General features: G+C 35.6%; 17 protein-coding genes. 3 read left to right on the forward strand and 14 right to left on the reverse strand.

Going from position 1 to position 17,152, the window contains the following annotated elements; all coding sequences use genetic code 11:
• Positions 1-152: 152 nt before the first annotated feature.
• Positions 153-971, forward strand: coding sequence for an AraC family transcriptional regulator (locus CKV65_RS00165; protein WP_231922682.1), 819 nt, complete (start codon positions 153-155; stop codon positions 969-971).
• Positions 972-1,049: 78 nt separating this feature from the next.
• On the opposite strand, the gene secF is transcribed toward CKV65_RS00165, so the two are convergent.
• The 14 genes from secF to CKV65_RS00235 all read right to left on the reverse strand — a co-directional run bounded on the left by secF (position 1,050) and on the right by CKV65_RS00235 (position 12,433).
• Entirely contained in the window at positions 1,050-1,967 is a 918-nt protein-coding gene (secF, locus tag CKV65_RS00170; RefSeq protein WP_027889533.1) for a protein translocase subunit SecF, read from the reverse strand.
• Positions 1,964-3,205: a protein translocase subunit SecD gene (secD, locus tag CKV65_RS00175; protein ID WP_027889534.1), complete on the reverse strand. Its 1,242-nt coding sequence runs from the start codon at positions 3,203-3,205 to the stop codon at positions 1,964-1,966. The genes secF and secD overlap by 4 nt, the downstream gene beginning before the upstream one ends.
• A gap of 49 nt (positions 3,206-3,254) precedes the next feature.
• A complete protein-coding gene (locus CKV65_RS00180; RefSeq protein WP_027889535.1) occupies positions 3,255-3,839 on the reverse strand; it encodes a 5-formyltetrahydrofolate cyclo-ligase in 585 nt (194 codons plus the stop codon).
• Entirely contained in the window at positions 3,814-4,131 is a 318-nt protein-coding gene (gene yajC / locus CKV65_RS00185; protein WP_027889536.1) for a preprotein translocase subunit YajC, read from the reverse strand. Before yajC ends, CKV65_RS00180 begins: the two co-directional genes overlap by 26 nt.
• A gap of 83 nt (positions 4,132-4,214) precedes the next feature.
• On the reverse strand, positions 4,215-5,345 hold the full coding sequence (gene tgt / locus CKV65_RS00190) for a tRNA guanosine(34) transglycosylase Tgt (protein WP_027889537.1): 1,131 nt from the start codon (positions 5,343-5,345) through the stop codon (positions 4,215-4,217).
• A gap of 23 nt (positions 5,346-5,368) precedes the next feature.
• Entirely contained in the window at positions 5,369-6,391 is a 1,023-nt protein-coding gene (gene queA, locus CKV65_RS00195) for a tRNA preQ1(34) S-adenosylmethionine ribosyltransferase-isomerase QueA (protein WP_027889538.1), read from the reverse strand.
• 14 nt (positions 6,392-6,405) lie between these two features.
• Entirely contained in the window at positions 6,406-7,608 is a 1,203-nt protein-coding gene (locus CKV65_RS00200; protein WP_027889539.1) for a SpoIID/LytB domain-containing protein, read from the reverse strand.
• A gap of 2 nt (positions 7,609-7,610) precedes the next feature.
• Positions 7,611-8,435, reverse strand: coding sequence for a prolipoprotein diacylglyceryl transferase (gene lgt, locus CKV65_RS00205; protein ID WP_027889540.1), 825 nt, complete (start codon positions 8,433-8,435; stop codon positions 7,611-7,613).
• Positions 8,436-8,903: a ribosomal protein S18-alanine N-acetyltransferase gene (rimI, locus tag CKV65_RS00210; RefSeq protein WP_027889541.1), complete on the reverse strand. Its 468-nt coding sequence runs from the start codon at positions 8,901-8,903 to the stop codon at positions 8,436-8,438.
• Positions 8,900-9,619: a tRNA (adenosine(37)-N6)-threonylcarbamoyltransferase complex dimerization subunit type 1 TsaB gene (gene tsaB, locus CKV65_RS00215; RefSeq protein ID WP_027889542.1), complete on the reverse strand. Its 720-nt coding sequence runs from the start codon at positions 9,617-9,619 to the stop codon at positions 8,900-8,902. Before tsaB ends, rimI begins: the two co-directional genes overlap by 4 nt.
• Entirely contained in the window at positions 9,607-10,080 is a 474-nt protein-coding gene (gene tsaE / locus CKV65_RS00220) for a tRNA (adenosine(37)-N6)-threonylcarbamoyltransferase complex ATPase subunit type 1 TsaE (RefSeq protein WP_027889543.1), read from the reverse strand. The genes tsaB and tsaE overlap by 13 nt, the downstream gene beginning before the upstream one ends.
• 60 nt (positions 10,081-10,140) lie before the next feature.
• Complete coding sequence (locus CKV65_RS00225; protein WP_027889544.1) at positions 10,141-10,713, reverse strand: HAD family hydrolase; 573 nt, start codon at positions 10,711-10,713, stop codon at positions 10,141-10,143.
• 189 nt (positions 10,714-10,902) lie between these two features.
• Positions 10,903-11,859: an L-lactate dehydrogenase gene (locus CKV65_RS00230; protein WP_027889545.1), complete on the reverse strand. Its 957-nt coding sequence runs from the start codon at positions 11,857-11,859 to the stop codon at positions 10,903-10,905.
• Between the two features lie 118 nt (positions 11,860-11,977).
• Positions 11,978-12,433, reverse strand: a complete 456-nt coding sequence (locus CKV65_RS00235; RefSeq protein ID WP_027889546.1) for a MarR family winged helix-turn-helix transcriptional regulator — start codon at positions 12,431-12,433, stop codon at positions 11,978-11,980.
• Between the two features lie 249 nt (positions 12,434-12,682).
• On the opposite strand from CKV65_RS00235, the gene CKV65_RS00240 reads away from it, so the two are divergent.
• Entirely contained in the window at positions 12,683-13,879 is a 1,197-nt protein-coding gene (locus CKV65_RS00240) for an efflux RND transporter periplasmic adaptor subunit (protein WP_027889547.1), read from the forward strand.
• Positions 13,880-13,895: 16 nt separating this feature from the next.
• On the forward strand, positions 13,896-17,054 hold the full coding sequence (locus CKV65_RS00245) for an efflux RND transporter permease subunit (RefSeq protein ID WP_027889548.1): 3,159 nt from the start codon (positions 13,896-13,898) through the stop codon (positions 17,052-17,054).
• Positions 17,055-17,152: the final 98 nt, after the last annotated feature.

Consider the following 17,152-nt stretch of genomic DNA (forward strand, 5'->3'; position numbering starts at 1 on the left):
ACGTATAATATAAGATTTTTATATTATTATATGGAGATTTTTTGTTTTGTAAAAATCCTTAAATCATCAGTATTATTAAGAATTTTTTATTAAATTAATAGTAGAAATAGACAGAAAAATGTGTAATATGTTAAACTAAATAATATAATATTATGAAACAAGGTGATTTTATGCCAATTAAAATAAGGAAGACTTTGTTGAAAGAACCATTTATTTTCGATACGATAGGCAATCATTGGGAACAAGATGCTATCACTCGTCCGCAAGGTTTTCCGCTTTACCATTATTTACAATCGGAAAAGGGAACGGGTAAATTGGAGATAGAAGGAAAAAAATACATATTGAATGAAGGTGAAGGCTTTTTAATTGCACCGAATATTCCCCATGCGTATGAACCGGAAGGTGAAGAATGGCTGACGACTTTTATAACATTTACAGGAATGGTAGAAGACACGATATCTAAAATTTTAGGCGATAGAAAAGTGATTTTTACAAGTAAAGAACAAGGTACGGTCATTGCGACTTTAATAGATGATATGATGGAAAGATATGAAAATCCATCCATTGATGCAAAATCTTTTTCCGTAGATACGTATCGTATATTGATGAATTTTGTTGATAATATATCTACTTATAAAAATGACCCCTTATATAAAAAATATGTAGAGCCAATTATAACAGAAATTGAACAAGGTTATAATTATGAAATTACTTTGCAGAGCTTAAGCAAAAAAATTTATATCAGCCCACAATATTTATCGCGATTGTTTAAGCGTTTTGTCGGTTGTTCTGTATATAAATATTTAACTAATTATCGTATAAATAAAGCTAAGGAATTACTTTTGACTGACCAGCGCACAGAAATTCAACAAATCGCTCAACTTGTTGGTTTTCTCGATACGAGTCATTTTATTGTGATGTTTAAGAAATTTGTAGGGATTACACCACTTGAATATCGTAAGCTTAATTAAAAATATTAAATTCATAGAGATGATGAATGAATTAAAAAAAGCTAAGATTTATAAAATCTTAGCTTTTCGTTTTAATATTTAATTTTCAGCAGCACGTTTTGCTATTTTGCGTTTATCAGAAAATCTTCTAAATGTTACCCAAAGAGGGCTGGCGATAAAGATTGAAGTATATGCACCACAGAAGAAACCGATTAACATTGCAAAAGCAAAGTCTTTTGTCGTATCTCCACCGAAGAAATACAGTGAAAATGTTGCAAATAAAACAGTACATACTGTATAGATAGAACGAGTCATTGTCTGGAAAATGCTGACATTAACGAGTTCTACGATATCACCATTTTTGCGGAAATGTAATTTAAGATTTTCGCGGATACGGTCGAAGATAACGATTGTATCGTTGATAGAATAACCGATGATGGTGAGCAGTGCGGCTATAAATGAAGAGTCAACTTGTCTTTGTGTCAAAGCAAATGCACCGAGTACGATTAATACATTGTGTATCAATCCTAATACGGCTGCAATACCGAATTTTAATTCAAAACGGTAAGATACATATGCAATGATTAAAATCCAAGAGATAATAGTAGCGTAAATTGCGTTCATGATGAGTTCAGTACCCATTGTTGCACCGACTTTTTCTTCACGCAATACTTGATAATCACCAAGTTTATCAGAAAGGGCAGACATTACTTCTTTGCGGTCTTGTTCTTCTAAGTCAACAGTACGTATCATGACGTTTTGAGCTTCAGTAGAAGAGCTAGAGTCACCAGAGAGCTGAATTGTGCTGTTGCTTAAATCATAATCGTTTAAGACAGAACGGACATCATTGATGTTTACAGCTTTTTCAAATCTTAAATCCATGATAGTACCGCCAGTAAAGTCGATACCCATATTAAAGCCACGTGTTACCATAAAGAACAGGCTGGCAATTATTAAAATTGAAGATATTGCATACCAGATTTTGCGTCTGCCAATAATATCAAATTTTACTGTCATTTTGCTTCACCGTCCTTTACTTTATGACTTAAAGAAACACCATAGAATTTAGGGTTAGTAAATAATTTAGCAGCAATTAAATGTTTGAGCATGAACTGTGTGAGTGTGATTGCTGTAAACATACTGATTATAACACCAAGTCCTAAAGTAATGGCAAAACCACGGATTGGACCTGTGCCGAAGAAGAATAATACGGCAGCAGCTATAATGGTTGTGAGGTTGGAGTCAAATATTGTAGTGAATGCACGTTTGAAACCAGAATCCATTGCCATGCGCAGTGTTTTGCCATTGCGTATTTCTTCTTTAAAATGTTCGAATATGAGCACGTTGGCATCGACAGCCATACCAATGGAAAGGATAATTCCCGCGACACCAGGCAATGTAAGTGTTGCATCTAAGAGTTTTAATACAAATAATAAGATTACTACATAAGCCATTAAGCTTAAATCAGCAATTAAACCGGAAGCACGGTAGAATAAAAGCATGAAGACGAAGATTGCGCCAACGCCTACAGCAAAGGCGAATATACTTTTATCTTTACTGTCTTGACCGAGTGTAGGGCCTACAGTACGAGTTTCAATTATATCAACTTTTACAGGAAGAGCACCGGAACGAAGTAAAACGGCTAAGTTATGTGCTTCTTCAAGGTTACGAGAACCAGTGATGACGGCTTTGCCACCAGTAATAGGTTCATTTACACGTGGAGCTGTTAAAACTTCACCATCAAGCAAAATAGAAATAGTACGACCAACATTAGCAGATGTTAAATCAGCAAATTTTTGAGCGCCTTCATCTGTAAATTCGATAGCTACTTCATTTTGATTGTTTTGTGTAGTTTGTTCACGAGCATCTTTTAAATCTGTACCTTTTAAAACAGTATTGCCTTCTTCATCTTTGAATTCCAACATAGCTGTTTTACCGAGTACGGCAATTGCTTTATCAGGGTCTTTTATACCTGGAAGTTCAATAATAATACGGCGTTCGCCTTCGCGCTGAATGATTGGCTCAGTAAGACCGAGTTCATTAACACGCTTTTCCATGATTTTTACTACACGGTTCATCGCATCGTCGTTAACTGTAGCTTCTGGTGTATCAACACCTTCTAAAACGACATGTGTACCGCCTTGAAGGTCAAGACCTTGTCTGATAGAACCGGCAAGCGGTGCGATAAACGCAGCAAAAACGCCTACGATAACAACAATAGTTGCTATTAATTTCAACAAAGCATTTTGTCTCAACGTTTATATCCCCTTTAAAAAATTATGTAGTGCTCAAATGCACTAACAGTTAAAGAATAATACTTTCTTTTTCTGTAAAAATGGCATCGACTTTAGCATCATATTCATCTATTACTACTGTATCTGCTAATTGACAGTTGTATATTACAGCAGTTAGATAAGCATTAATCGCTTTAGGAAGATAGCGGTCATAAAAACCACCACCCATGCCGAGTCGATAGCCTCTTTTATCAAAACCAACACCAGGAACGAGTATAAAATCAATATCCTGTGGGTTTACAAAGCGAAGGTTATTTTCATTAACGGATAAAATGCCATATGCACCAACGATTAATTCATCAAAAGAAGAAATTTCAGTGGCTTCCATAAGGCCATTTTTTTTATCAGTAATATAAGGCAGGCAAACGCGTTTGCCTGCCCTTAGAGCATCTAAAATCAATTCTTTCGTTTGTACTTCGTCTTTCATAGCAGCAAATAAAAAGCATACAGTGGATTTTTGATATTGAGCACTGTTTATCACTTTTTGAATGATTTGCTTAGAATACATTTCTCTATCAGAAGTACAAAGAGCACGTCGTTGCTCTAAAAAGAATTTTCTTTGTGTTTTTTTATTTTTTGTTAGCTGGGTTTGCATCTGTTTTTTCCTGAGTTAAATCTCTAGCAACAGCGGAGCTGCTGATTTTGATTTCTACGTTATCAGCAATTTTTACTCTGATGAAATCAGATTTTTCAAGGTCAACATAGGTGATTTCAGCATGAATACCACCAATTGTTAAAATACGATGTCCAACTTTTAAATTACTCATCATATCATTATGTTGTTTACGTTGTTTTTTCTGTGGTCTCCAGAGTAAGAAATAGAAAATAACTACCATTAAGATAATTGGACCATAAGAATATAAATTTGCCATCATTGAATCACTCATAAGATAATTCTCCTCTAATTAAAATTTGTTGTAGCTATAGTATAGCATAAGATATGTTTTTCGGGCGGTAAAATTTTACAATTTTACTCAGATTTTGCATTGAATGAGAAATTTGCCGTGAAGCGGTGATAAAATTCTGGGAAGCTGTCATTTAAGATTGCTTCGCGCATTTTCTTCATGAAATTGATGAGAAAATGGAGATTGTGAATAGTTAAAAGATGTAAGCCGAAGATTTCATTTACGCGAACGAGATGACGAATGTAAGCGCGAGAATAGTTACGGCAAGCGTAGCAATCACAATTTTCGTCAATTGGACGGAAATCATGTTCATATTGGGCATTTTTCATGACGAGGCGACCGTTCCAAGTCATAGCGGTACCGTTGCGTGCTACACGTGTTGGATATACGCAGTCAAACATATCAATGCCACGCATAACGCCTTCAGCTAAACAATCTGGTGTACCAACGCCCATTAAATAGCGAGCTTTATTTTTTGGCAGATGTTCCAGTGTTATATCGAGCATATCATACATCAATTCTTTTGGTTCGCCAACGCTGAGACCGCCGACAGCATAACCAGGGAAATCCATATCGACAAGACGATTGGCACATTCAATGCGTAAATCTTTATACATACCGCCTTGTACAATGCCGAATAAACCTTGATTTGGGCTAGTCATGGTATCTTTACAGCGTTGTGCCCAGCGAAGTGTCAATTCCATTGATTCGTGAGTGTATTTAAAATCGGCTGGATACGGTACGCATTCATCAAATGCCATGATGATATCTGCGCCTAAATCCATTTGTGTTTTTGTAGCGATTTCAGGTGAGAGAAATTTTTTCGAGCCATCGATATGAGAGCGGAATGTAACGCCTTCTTCAGTGATTTTGCGAAGGTCGCCTAAACTGAAAACTTGAAATCCGCCACTGTCAGTTAAAATAGCTCTATCCCAATTCATGAATTTATGCAGACCGCCAGCTTCTTTTACAAGAGCTGCACCTGGGCGTAAAAATAAATGATACGTATTGCTTAAAATAATACCTGCTCCCATGGCTTTTAATTCTTCTGGTGCCATGGTTTTAACAGTAGCCTGTGTGCCTACTGGCATGAATATCGGCGTATCAAATGTACCGTGTGGTGTGTGAATACGGCCAGCACGAGCATGTGTATGTGGACATTCTTTAATTAATTCATAAGTTATAGCTGGTTTCAAAATATTGTTCCCTTCTAAATAAATTATTCAATAAACATAGCATCGCCAAAGCTAAAGAAGCGATATTTTTCGCGAACTGCTTCTTCATAGGCGGATAAGACGTATTCTCTGCCAGCAAAAGCGCTTATCAGCATGATTAATGTTGATTTTGGCAGATGGAAATTAGTGACGATAGCATCTACGATTTTAAATTTATATCCTGGATAAATGAAAATGCCTGTTTCATCAGCGATAGGTTCAATTGTGCCATCTTCCTTAGCAGCAGACTCTAATGTGCGGATAGAAGTTGTGCCAACTGCGATGACGCGTCCGCCATTTTTCTTTGTATTGTTAATGATATCAGCGGCTTCTTTTTCAATATGATAAAATTCTTTGTGCATTACATGGTCTTCAATATTGTCGACATTTACAGGGCGGAAAGTGCCAAGTCCAACATGAAGTGTAACGAATGCGAGATTTACACCCATGGCTTTTATTTCTTCTAATAGTTCTTTAGTAAAATGTAAGCCAGCAGTAGGTGCAGCAGCAGAACCATTTTCTCTAGCGTAAACTGTTTGATAACGATTTTTATCTGCTAATTTTTCATGAATGTATGGCGGAAGTGGTGTTTCGCCGAGACGGTCGAGAATTTCTTCAAAAATGCCGTCAAATTTAAATTCAACAATGCGACCACCAAAATCAGTATGGTCAATTACTTCGCAGGAAAGTTCATCGCTGAATTCGATGATATTACCAATTTGAGCTTTTTTGCCAGGTTTAACGAGTGTTTCCCAGCGATTGCCTTCTGTGCGGCGAAGTAAGAATACTTCTACTTTACCGCCAGTTTTAGCACGGTGACCGATTAGGCGAGCTGGAATTACTTTCGTATCATTGAAGACGAGTGTATCGCCTTTTTTTAGATATTGTTTTAAATCATAAAAATGCTTATGACTTATGGATTTATCTTTGCGATTTAAAACCATCAAGCGAGAATGGTCGCGCTGTTGGCATGGTGTTTGTGCAATTAATTCTTCAGGAAGATTATAATCAAAATCGCTTAATAACATTATAGATTAACTCCTTAATAAATGGTTTTAAGTTTTACATCAGTGTAGTAGTGCTGTAAGATCTGTTTATAATTTTGACCTTTATCGGCAAGAGCTTTAGCGCCCCATTGGGACATACCTAAACGGTGACCTAAACCTTTGCCATTTATCTGTAATATAGTTTTATCGGGTGAGGTTATTTTTAATTTTTTATCATTAGTTATTTTCTTTTTGTCTTGAATTAATTCTAATGAGAAATTATTGCTTTTAAGTCCAAGCATACTTCTTATCTGTGTAGCTGTGAGTTCCATGCTTTTGTTATCTGAACCTATAAATTTTATACTCTTCGGTTTAGAATTTTTCTTTAAACCTTGCGGAAAATTGCTGACATCTATTTCTTTTATAGTGCCGATATCCTTATATTGTTTAGCTATTGTATCGCTAAAATCTTCAATACTTATTTGCGTTTGCCATTCAGCATAAGGGGATTGTTCTGTACTATCGTCTACAGCTCGAAGATATGGAACAGTCACTTTCCAGACATCTTCACTGTTTTCAGTAAATCCACCGGAAGCAGCATGAAATACACTGCAAATAGGTTCATTTGAATACGTTAAAATTTGACCGCGAGTGGCTTTTATAGCGTTATCACTGGAGGTTGTTTCAACGGATATACCGCTGTAGACTTGGCAATCTGTAGTAGCACATACATCAAAGCCTTCTTTTGTGTGTTTTCTATCAGCTCTATTGTATAGGGTAAAAGTGCGAGCTGCTACAGCTTGAGCTTTTAAAGCTTCTTTTGCCCAATCAGTTGGCATTTCTTTAGGAACGACACCGCGCAGATAATCTTCTAAAGAGACTCTGTTGATTACAGTGAGTCCTGCTTTATGAGGTTGAATAATCAATGAACCGCGATATCGTTTATTGTTTACAGTAACAGGTTCATTATTTTTTACAGCTATGATTAGAGTTGTTGTTTCTCTGCCTTTTTTATCAATGTAAACTTTGCGTTCACTTTGATGGATATTGACATTATTTGCTTTACTGAATTTGTAGTTTTTATTATTGTCAACATCTTTTATGACAAAATCATTTTCAGCAGAAATTACTATAGAAGTTTGTCCTTGCAGTAATCCTACACGAATATATTCTTCATTATTAGCAGCAAAACAGCTAGAATTTATACATAAAAAACAAAATAAAAATGTAATAAAAATAAGCTTTAATACTTTATTCATGTTCATTTTCCTCTGCGACGTTTTGATTTAATAGATGAGGTTTGATTAGTTTGATTGTTGTCTTTAAATTTAACACCGCAATAAATAAATAAACTGAGTGCTAGGATAAATGTGATGATGCTGGTAGTTTGGGCAGAAGTAAAAGATAAAAATACAGGATGAGCATAATCTCCGCGCAAAAATTCCAGTCCGAAACGAACTAAACTATAGAGCATTATATAAAGTGAAAATGCTTGTCCTTTTGCATGCGGAAATGCGCGAAAAATGAGAAGCAACGCAAAGATGACAAAATCGAGTTGTCCTTCCCAGACTTCTGCTGGCCAAAGTGGTTGATTGCCATACGTTTTATAGGCAAGTGTTGTAACAGGATAAATTATACCAAAACTTCCACCAGTAGGTGCGCCGAAAGCGTCGCCATTTAATAAATTAGCACAGCGACCGAGTGCCTGCCCTAAGATTATGGCAGGAGCTATGATATCTGCTAAAGCCAATACATCAATTTTATAATGGCGGGCGTAGATTATGCCAGCGATGACGCCGAAAAGCACACCGCCTTGAATTGCCATGCCACCTTGCCATACATAAAATATTTCATTTAAATGATTGCCATAATAAGCGAAATCAAAGAAGAAGACATCCCATAATCTAGCGCCAATTATGCCAGATATGCCACAGATTATACCTAAGTTTACGATGTGTTCATGCCAACGACCGTCTTGTTTAGCTAAAAAATAAGCAACACCTGTTGCTAAAATTATGCTAAGTGATAAGACCAGTCCATAGGCACGAATGGGAAAATCTCCAATAAAAAATAAATATTGGTGCATTTAAATCACCTCAGCATTTGTACATTTTGCTAAATCTGTAATCCACATGATTTCAGCATCTTCGCCATCTTCATAATAATTGCGTCTGCGTCCTACAGATTTAAAGCCGAGTTTTTCATATAGATGAAGTGCGCTATCATTGCTAGGGCGAACTTCTAAAGTCATAGCTGTTGCGCCTTTTTGCAATGAAATTTGCATTATTTTTTCCATCATGCGATAGCCGATTTTTTGATTGCGATATTCAGGCAAAACAGCAACATTGGTGATTTGAGCTTCATCGAATAATATCCAAACTCCTACATAGCCGATGACCTTCGTATCATCTAAAGCTAATAGATAATAAGTTTTATCATTAGAAGCTTCTTCCCAAAATGCTTGGCGCGACCATGGCATTGAAAAACACGCTTTTTCAACAATTTCAACAGCAGAAGCGTCTTCAGGTACCATTTTGCGGAATGTTAAATTCATGCGTTTTCACCTGTTTTATCTTGACTATGGCGTTTTTCCCATAAAACTTCTGCTTCAGAGCGGCGAATGTACACAGGTTCTAAATTCATGATATTGGCAAATTCACCGTTTAAGAATTTTGGCATAGCTGCCATAGCGACATTAGCAGCGCGTGGCATACATAAATGAGGCATGCCGAGTGATACATTCGGAGCTTCTGCAATCATATCAGCTTTTTTTTGTGCGATATCGCCGACAAAGATAACAGGTTTATCGAGTTTAGAACAAAAATCTATAACTTCATCAAAAGCCATAACGCAGATGGATTTTTTTTCATCAAAATTTTTGCCATTGTATTCATATAGAGAAAAATAAGCATTATTTTTTTGTGCATCTAGAACACTAGCAATATAAATATTAGGCACAGGATAATGATATGCCATAGCTTCGAGTGAAGATACTGTTACTACAGGAATATCAAGAGCATATGAAAGCATTTTAGCACTGGCAAGACCTATTCTAAGACCAGTAAAAGAGCCTGGTCCAATGCTTATGGCAATGCCGTCTAAATCTTTTTTATCCATATGAGCAATTTTGAGAACGTCTTCAATATGACCAAGTAAAACTTGTGATTGTGGCAATTTAAGTTGCATGGTAACTTCAGCGATTAGTCTATCTTCAGTGGCAATAGCTGCACCGGAAACCATGGTAGATGTATCTATAGCTAAAATTGGCACGTTTTTTTCATCTCCTCATATAAATTTTTATATTTTTCACCGTGCAAAATAACTGTTATTTCGCGTTGACTATCTATTGATGTGCGCTCAATCTTCAAATGTAAGTAATCATCAGGCATACAATCAATAAATCTATCTGGCCATTCGATTAAGGCAATTTCATCTTCCACATCGGTATATTCATAAAAACCGATTTCATATAAATCGTTTTCATTTTCCAAGCGGTATAAATCAAAATGGTAAATGCGCTTGTCTCCTTCATATACATTCATTAAATTAAAGGTTGGGCTTGTAACCGTTTCTTTTACATTTAGGGCTTGGCAAAAACCTTGCGTAAAAAGAGTCTTGCCTGCACCTAAATCGCCTTCTAAACAAATGACGAGATTGTCTTTTATTAACTTAGCTATTTTTTCTCCTAAAAGAGATGTTTGCTCAGGTGAATTAGTAATGATTTTAAACATATAACATTCCTCTATTTAGCTTAAATCCTTAGTTGAAAATCAACTAATACAATGAGTATTTTAATATTTTTTGTTGAAATCATCAACAATACATAAACTAGCTCCTGTACGGCGGGCTGCTTCTATGCCGACAGAGGAGTCTTCAAAGATTATAGTTTGTTCTGGTTTTACATGGAAATAATCCATTGCTTTAAAAAATCCTTCTGGGTCTGGTTTGCCATGTTTTACATCATCAATGGTGAAAATCGCTTCAAATAAATCGTAGCGGTTGAAGTATTTTAAGATATCCTTTGAATTATGTGAGCCACTAGTTACTACACAAGTGTGATATGTAGGACTTAATGCTTCAATGATATCAAAAAGATGTGTATTTTCTTGTGCGTACTTTAAATTTTTTTCATAAAGAGTTTTTTTCAAATCGTGAATTTCATCAAAGCGTTCAACAGGTACACCCATAAGTGGTAAAAATTCCTTATACGTAGGGCCCCAGCAACGATTAATATAAAAGTCATAATCAAAATCTGCAGCAAGTCCTGAAAGTTTAACTGCTTCATGGTAAGCATGATAATTAACCCTGCGTGTATCAAATAAAGTTCCATCTAAATCACAAATAATTAATTTATTTTTTTCCATTAAAAATCCCCTTAGGCTAATTAAAATTCATAATACAATATCTATGTTATTCTATCACATCTAGAGATACTTGTCTTTTATATCTAGTGTTTTTTCTTTTAAGCTAATATTAATTTATAACTTTCTTCTATAATAAATAAAGCTACCTTCGATTAATAAATCAAAAGTAGCTTTATTTATTATTTAATATTAGTCAATTAATTTATTTGCTCTAAGTACGGTTTTTATACTTTCTGCACTGAATTGAAGAGCTTTTAATTCATCTTCTGGTAAATCTATAGCTAAACGTTTTTCTACACCATTAGCACCAACAATGCTTGGTAAGCTGAGTGCTACATCTGTTAAACCATATTCGCCATCAAGTGGTGTAGAAACTGGCGTTACGCAACGTTCGTTGAATATAACAGCGCGAGCTAATCTGCAAGCTCCCATTGCTATACCAGTATTTGTCCAGCCTTTAGATAATAATACATCATATGCTGTGTTTACTACTTCTTGAGCGATAGCTTTTTTATCAAATTCACAGTTATGGTCATAGTATTTATCCAAATCAGCTAAGCGTACACTGCCAATACTGATTGTAGACCATGCAGGAAAAGCAGAATTACCATGTTCACCTAGCATAAAGCCTTGTACATCTTTAGCATCAACATTATAATGATTTGCTACAATGCGTTTTAAGCGAAGTGTTTCTAATGTTGTTCCTGTACCAAATAATTTTCCTTTTTCATAACCAAATTTAGTAGCTGCTAAATATGTAGTTACATCAAGCGGATTGGTAATCATGATAAAAGGCGTATTCTTTGTATATTTTGTAACCTCTGTCATGATTTCACTGATGACTTTTACATTTCTTTCTGCAAGTATTAATCTGTCCAACTTTTCTCCAGGTAAGATACTAGGGCCAGCGGAACAAATTATAATATCAGCGTCTTTACACTGACTAAAATCTCCTGAATAAACTTTCATACCTGGCACATATGTACAAGGTGTTGCATGAGTTGCATCTAAAGCTTCACCATGAGCTACTTTTTCGTTGATGTCAATACATACAATTTCTGAAGCTAAATTCATTGCCATAGCTTGAGCTAATACAGCTGAACCTACATGGCCGAGACCGATAATTGCCAATTTACTCATTTTCATTCCAAATACCCCCATATCATAAAACCATTAATCGTGTTGTATTGAATAAATGGTTCGGTTTTTTATGATATAGTAAATAATTGTTGTTGTCAACATGTAAACTGAAATATCGCTTGTATCATTTTTTATCTTCAAAAATTTTAGCCATCATTTTTTTCACTATTTGCACACTTTCATCAAATTTTTCCGTATCACTATTTGATAAATCTGTCGTACATTTCATAAAAATAAGTCTTTGTGATTGTTGATGTTCCTTTAAAAATTTTCGCCCTTTTTCGCTTAAAGAAATTTGATTATATCTTCTATCTTTACTTAAACAAGTTTTTTTGATAAATTCTTTTTTTACTAATTTGTCAATAATAGGACTCATTTGTTGTTTAGATATAGACAAATGTTTTGCTAATTCAGTTACTGTAGCAAATGTATTTTCTTTTTCAAATAAATAATACATGACTGCAAAATGATTAAGTGGTAATGGTAAAGCTGCAGTACGCCATAACTTATGATTGTAAGTCATCATTATTTCAAATAAATCAAAATAAATATCTGATAATTTCCTACTATTATTTTCCAAAAAAGTGCCTCCCTTTATTAGGATTTTTCAAATAATAAGTCCAATTTCTTAAAAGATTAAAACAAGATTAAAAACAGTCTTCAATATCGCAAAAATCTTGACTTTTCAATAAATATACTATACTATAGAACACGATAATAGTAAATACTTGTGTACTATCAGCTATTTATAAAAAATTTCGAAAAAAGCTGATTTAAAAGCTGTGCATTTGCACAGCTTTTGGAATTTATCAAAGGAGGTAGAGGAGTTTTGGCCACACTAAAAAACAAAAAAAATGTGGTTCTTGCTGTTGTGGCTATAGTAGTTATTGCTATCATTGGCTATGTTGTCTATTCTAAGATGATGGCTAATACTGGTGGGCAACGACCTGGTGGAGCGACTGCTGTAAAAGCTATGCAAGTTATTCAAAAAGATACACCAATCAATTATGAATATGCTGGTGATATCAAAAGCACAAATGAAGTAAAAATTACTTCACGTGTTTCAGGAACTATTGTTGAAAAATATATTACAGGTGGTCAATTTGTACAAGCGGGTCAGCCGTTATACAAAGTTGATAGCAAACAGTATGAAAGTGCGCTTTTATCTGCACAGGCAAACCTTGCTCAAGCACAAGCTAGTTATCAAAATGCTTTAGCAACATTACAAAATGCTCAAACAGATAACAGTCGTTATCAGACATTACTTGCGCAAAATGCAATTTCTGAACAACAAGCTACTACACAACAATCTCAAGTAGAAGCTTTAACAGCATCACTAAATGCACAGCAAGCAATAATCGATTCTAATGCAGCATTAGTAAAAAAAGCACAGGAAGATTTAGATGATACTGTTGTTTATGCACCAACTTCTGGTAAATTAGATATCAATGATGTTGATGTAGGAACTTATGCTACAGCCGGAAGTACAGTACTTGTTACAATGGGTTCTGTTGACCAAGTATATGCTCAATTTAATGTGAGTGAAGATGAGTATCTGAAATTATCTTCATTTTTTAACAGTGATGTAGGTAATGTTACTATTACTTTAAGTGATGGTACAGAATATCCTATTACAGGAAAATTAGTTCAAATAGACCGTTCCTTAGCAACTAATACAGGTACATTAGCAATTAATGCTTTGTTTGATAATCCAGATGGAATTTTATTACCAGGTATGTTTGCACGTGTAAAAGTTGAAGGAGAAGTCGTTCCAAATGCAATTTTAATTCCGCAACGTGCGGTACAACAAATTTTGGAAAAAACATTTGTAATGGTAGTGGGTGAAGATGGTAAATCTGTTACAAAACCAATAACTGTAGGCGATAAAGTAGGCAGTTTCTGGATTGTAACTGATGGACTTTCAGCAAATGATACTGTCATTGTAGAAGGCCTTACCAAATTACAAGAAGGCGTTCCTCTCGATGTAACCATGGTAACTCCTGAAGATTTAGGTTTAACTTTTTAATCAGGAGGTGCTGTAATTGTCAAGATTTTTTATAAATCGTCCGATATTTGCTATTGTAGTATCGCTCATCATTGTAATTTTAGGTACAATCTCAGCGTTTACTTTACCAGTAGCGCAATATCCACAGATTTCACCACCGACTATTCGCGTAGGTACAACTTATACTGGTGCGAATGCTGATACTGTTAATGAAACAGTAGCACAAGTAATTGAACAGCAAGTAAACGGTGTAGAAGGTATGGACTATATGAGTTCAACTTCTTCAAATGATGGTAGATATAGCTTATCTGTAGTATTTAAACTTGGTACAGATGGTGATATGGACTCCGTAAAAGTTCAAAACTACGCATCTACAGCTGAACCAAGCTTGCCATCAGAAGTACAGGCATACGGTCTTACAACACGTAAGGCATCAACAGATATGGCGATGGTTGTATCTATTACATCTCCAAATGGTACGTATGATGATGTATTTCTTAAAAACTATGCCGATATTTATCTTGTAGATAAAATGAAACGTGTTCCAGGTGTTGGTGACTTAAACGTATTCGGTGCTGACTATGCAATGCGTCTTTGGATTAATCCAGACAAATTAGCTGAACTCGGTTTAACTGTAGCTGATGTTATCGCAGCTGTAGAAGAACAGAACGTTCAAGCACCAGCAGGTACAATCGGTCAGATGCCTGCTCCAAAAGACCAAGAATTCCAATACACTGGCAAAATTCAAGGTCGTCTTGTAACACCAGAAGAATTTGGTAATATTATAATTCGTTCTGATAATAATGCAGGTTCTTTTGTTCGTTTAAAAGATGTAGCACGAGTTGAAACAGGTGCTCGTACTAATAGTATTATAGCTGCAAACAACAATGAAAACTCCGTTGGTTTTGGTGTACAGCTCACAAATGATGCTAACGCTATGGAAACTGTAGCTGGTGTAAAACAGGTTTTGGAAGAAGCAAAAGCTGATTTTCCACCTGATTTAGAGTATAAAGTTGTTGTTGATAACACTAATTACATCAGTGAGTCTATCAATGAAGTTATGCATACTTTCGTGGAAGCATTGCTTCTTGTTATGCTCATTGTTTATATTTTCTTACAAAGTTGGCGAGCAACACTCATTCCAATGCTTGCCGTTCCAGTATCACTTATCGGTACTTTTGCTGCTTTCGTGGTACTTGATTTCTCCATTAATACATTGACACTTTTCGGTATGGTTCTTGCCATCGGTCTGGTAGTAGACGATGCTATCGTAGTTATCGAAAATGTTGAACGTCATATGGCAGAAGATGGACTTAATCCAAAAGAAGCTACAGGTCGTGCAATGGACGAAGTACAAGGTCCAGTTGTTGCTATCGCGCTTGTATTGGCTTCCGTATTTATTCCAGTAGCAGGTCTTGGCGGTATGACTGGGGTATTATATCGTCAGTTCGCTTTGACTATCGCTATTTCAATGGGCTTATCAGCCTTTGTAGCGCTTACACTTACTCCAGCACTTTGTGCTACTTTGTTGAAACCACATAGTGCAACGGAAAATACGGATAGTAAGTTAGGTGCATTCTTTATTCGTTTCAATCAGTTTATGAACTGGCTTACACGTGGTTATATAAAATGTGTAGCAACACTTATCGGTAAAGCTAAATTATGCGTAGTTGCACTCGTTGTAATCGTAGCTTTGATGGGTCTATTGTTTAAGGTATTACCTACAACATTTATTCCAGAAGAAGACCAAGGTTTCTATATTGGTTCAGTAACTTTACCAGAAGGTACTTCATTAAATCGTACTAATGAATTAATGCGTCAATTATCCAATGACTTGCAACAAATACCAGGTGTATCTCAGGTAATGGGTATTTCTGGTTTTGATATTTTGTCAAACGGTTCTAAATCCAGTGCAGCAACATTCTTCGTTGGACTTGATCCATGGAGTGAACGTACAACACCAAATTTAGGTATTAATGCGCAAATTGGTAGTGTATTTAAAGAAGCAGCAAAATATCCGCAAGCCTCTATCATCGCTATGAACCCACCATCTTTACCAGGTCTTGGTGCTACTAGTGGTTTTAATATGCAGCTTCAAGATATGAGTGGTCATACGAATGAAGAGCTCGATACGATTGCTAAAACTATTGTAGCAAAAGCTAATCAAAATCCAGCTTTGCAGGGTGTTTATACAACTTATAGTGTAGGTTCACCAATTTATGAATTTGAAGTAGACCGTGAAAAAGTTAAAAACTTAGGTCTTAATATTTCCGATGTATTTACTGCAATGCAAGTAAACTTCGGTGGTTTTGAAATAAATGACTTCAACCAATTTGGCCGTTCTTACAAAGTAGTAATGCAAGCGGATACTAAATTCCGTGATGAAGCTTCTACTACTCGCTTTATTTATATTAGAGGTAGTAATGGACAAATGGTTCCGCTTAATGCTGTAATTAAGCCGAAACTTGATTCTGGTCCAGCGATTATTTCTCGTTTTAATGCCAGCAGAAGTATAACAATTCAAGGTAGTCCAGGAGCTGGATACAGTTCTGGTCAAGCTATGGATGCTATTGAACAGATATCTAAAGAAGTAGCTTCCACAGGCTTTAGCGTTGACTGGTCTGGTCAGAGCCGTGAAGAAAAAGCAGCAACAAGCTCTACAAGTCAGGTTATGTTACTTTCCTTCGTATTCGTATTCCTTTGCCTTGCAGCTTTATACGAAAGCTGGAGTGTACCGTATGCAGTAATACTTACAGTTCCAACAGGTATTTTTGGTGCACTTGCTTCAGCTTATATTCTTAACATGCAGATTAGTATCTATATGCAAATCGGTATGATTGTAGTTATGGGCTTGGCTGCTAAAAATGCAATTTTGATTGTTGAATTCGCTAAAATGCGTGTTGATACAGGTATGACACCGCTTAAAGCAACTTTGGAAGCTGCTAAATTGCGTTTGCGTCCTATCATCATGACTTCACTCGCATTTATTATCGGTTGTTTGCCACTTGCTGTTGCAAGCGGTGCTGGTGCGGCAGCTCGTAATAATATGGGTATCGCTGTTGTTGGCGGTATGATTGTTGCTACTTGCTTGGGTGTATTCTTAATTCCAGTAATGTATCTCGTTGTAATGAAGATTACTTCCTTAATTACAGGTGGTAAACAAAAACCAAAAACAAATCCAGATAAATTTATGTAAAATAAACAATTTATTAGTATAGGATAGAAGAATTTTCTTCTATCTTATGCTATAATTGGAGAAAAACAGTGAATTGAATGAATTCATTGAGTTTAAGG

It is taken from the genome of Megamonas hypermegale (assembly GCF_900187035.1).
GTDB lineage: Bacteria > Bacillota > Negativicutes > Selenomonadales > Selenomonadaceae > Megamonas > Megamonas hypermegale.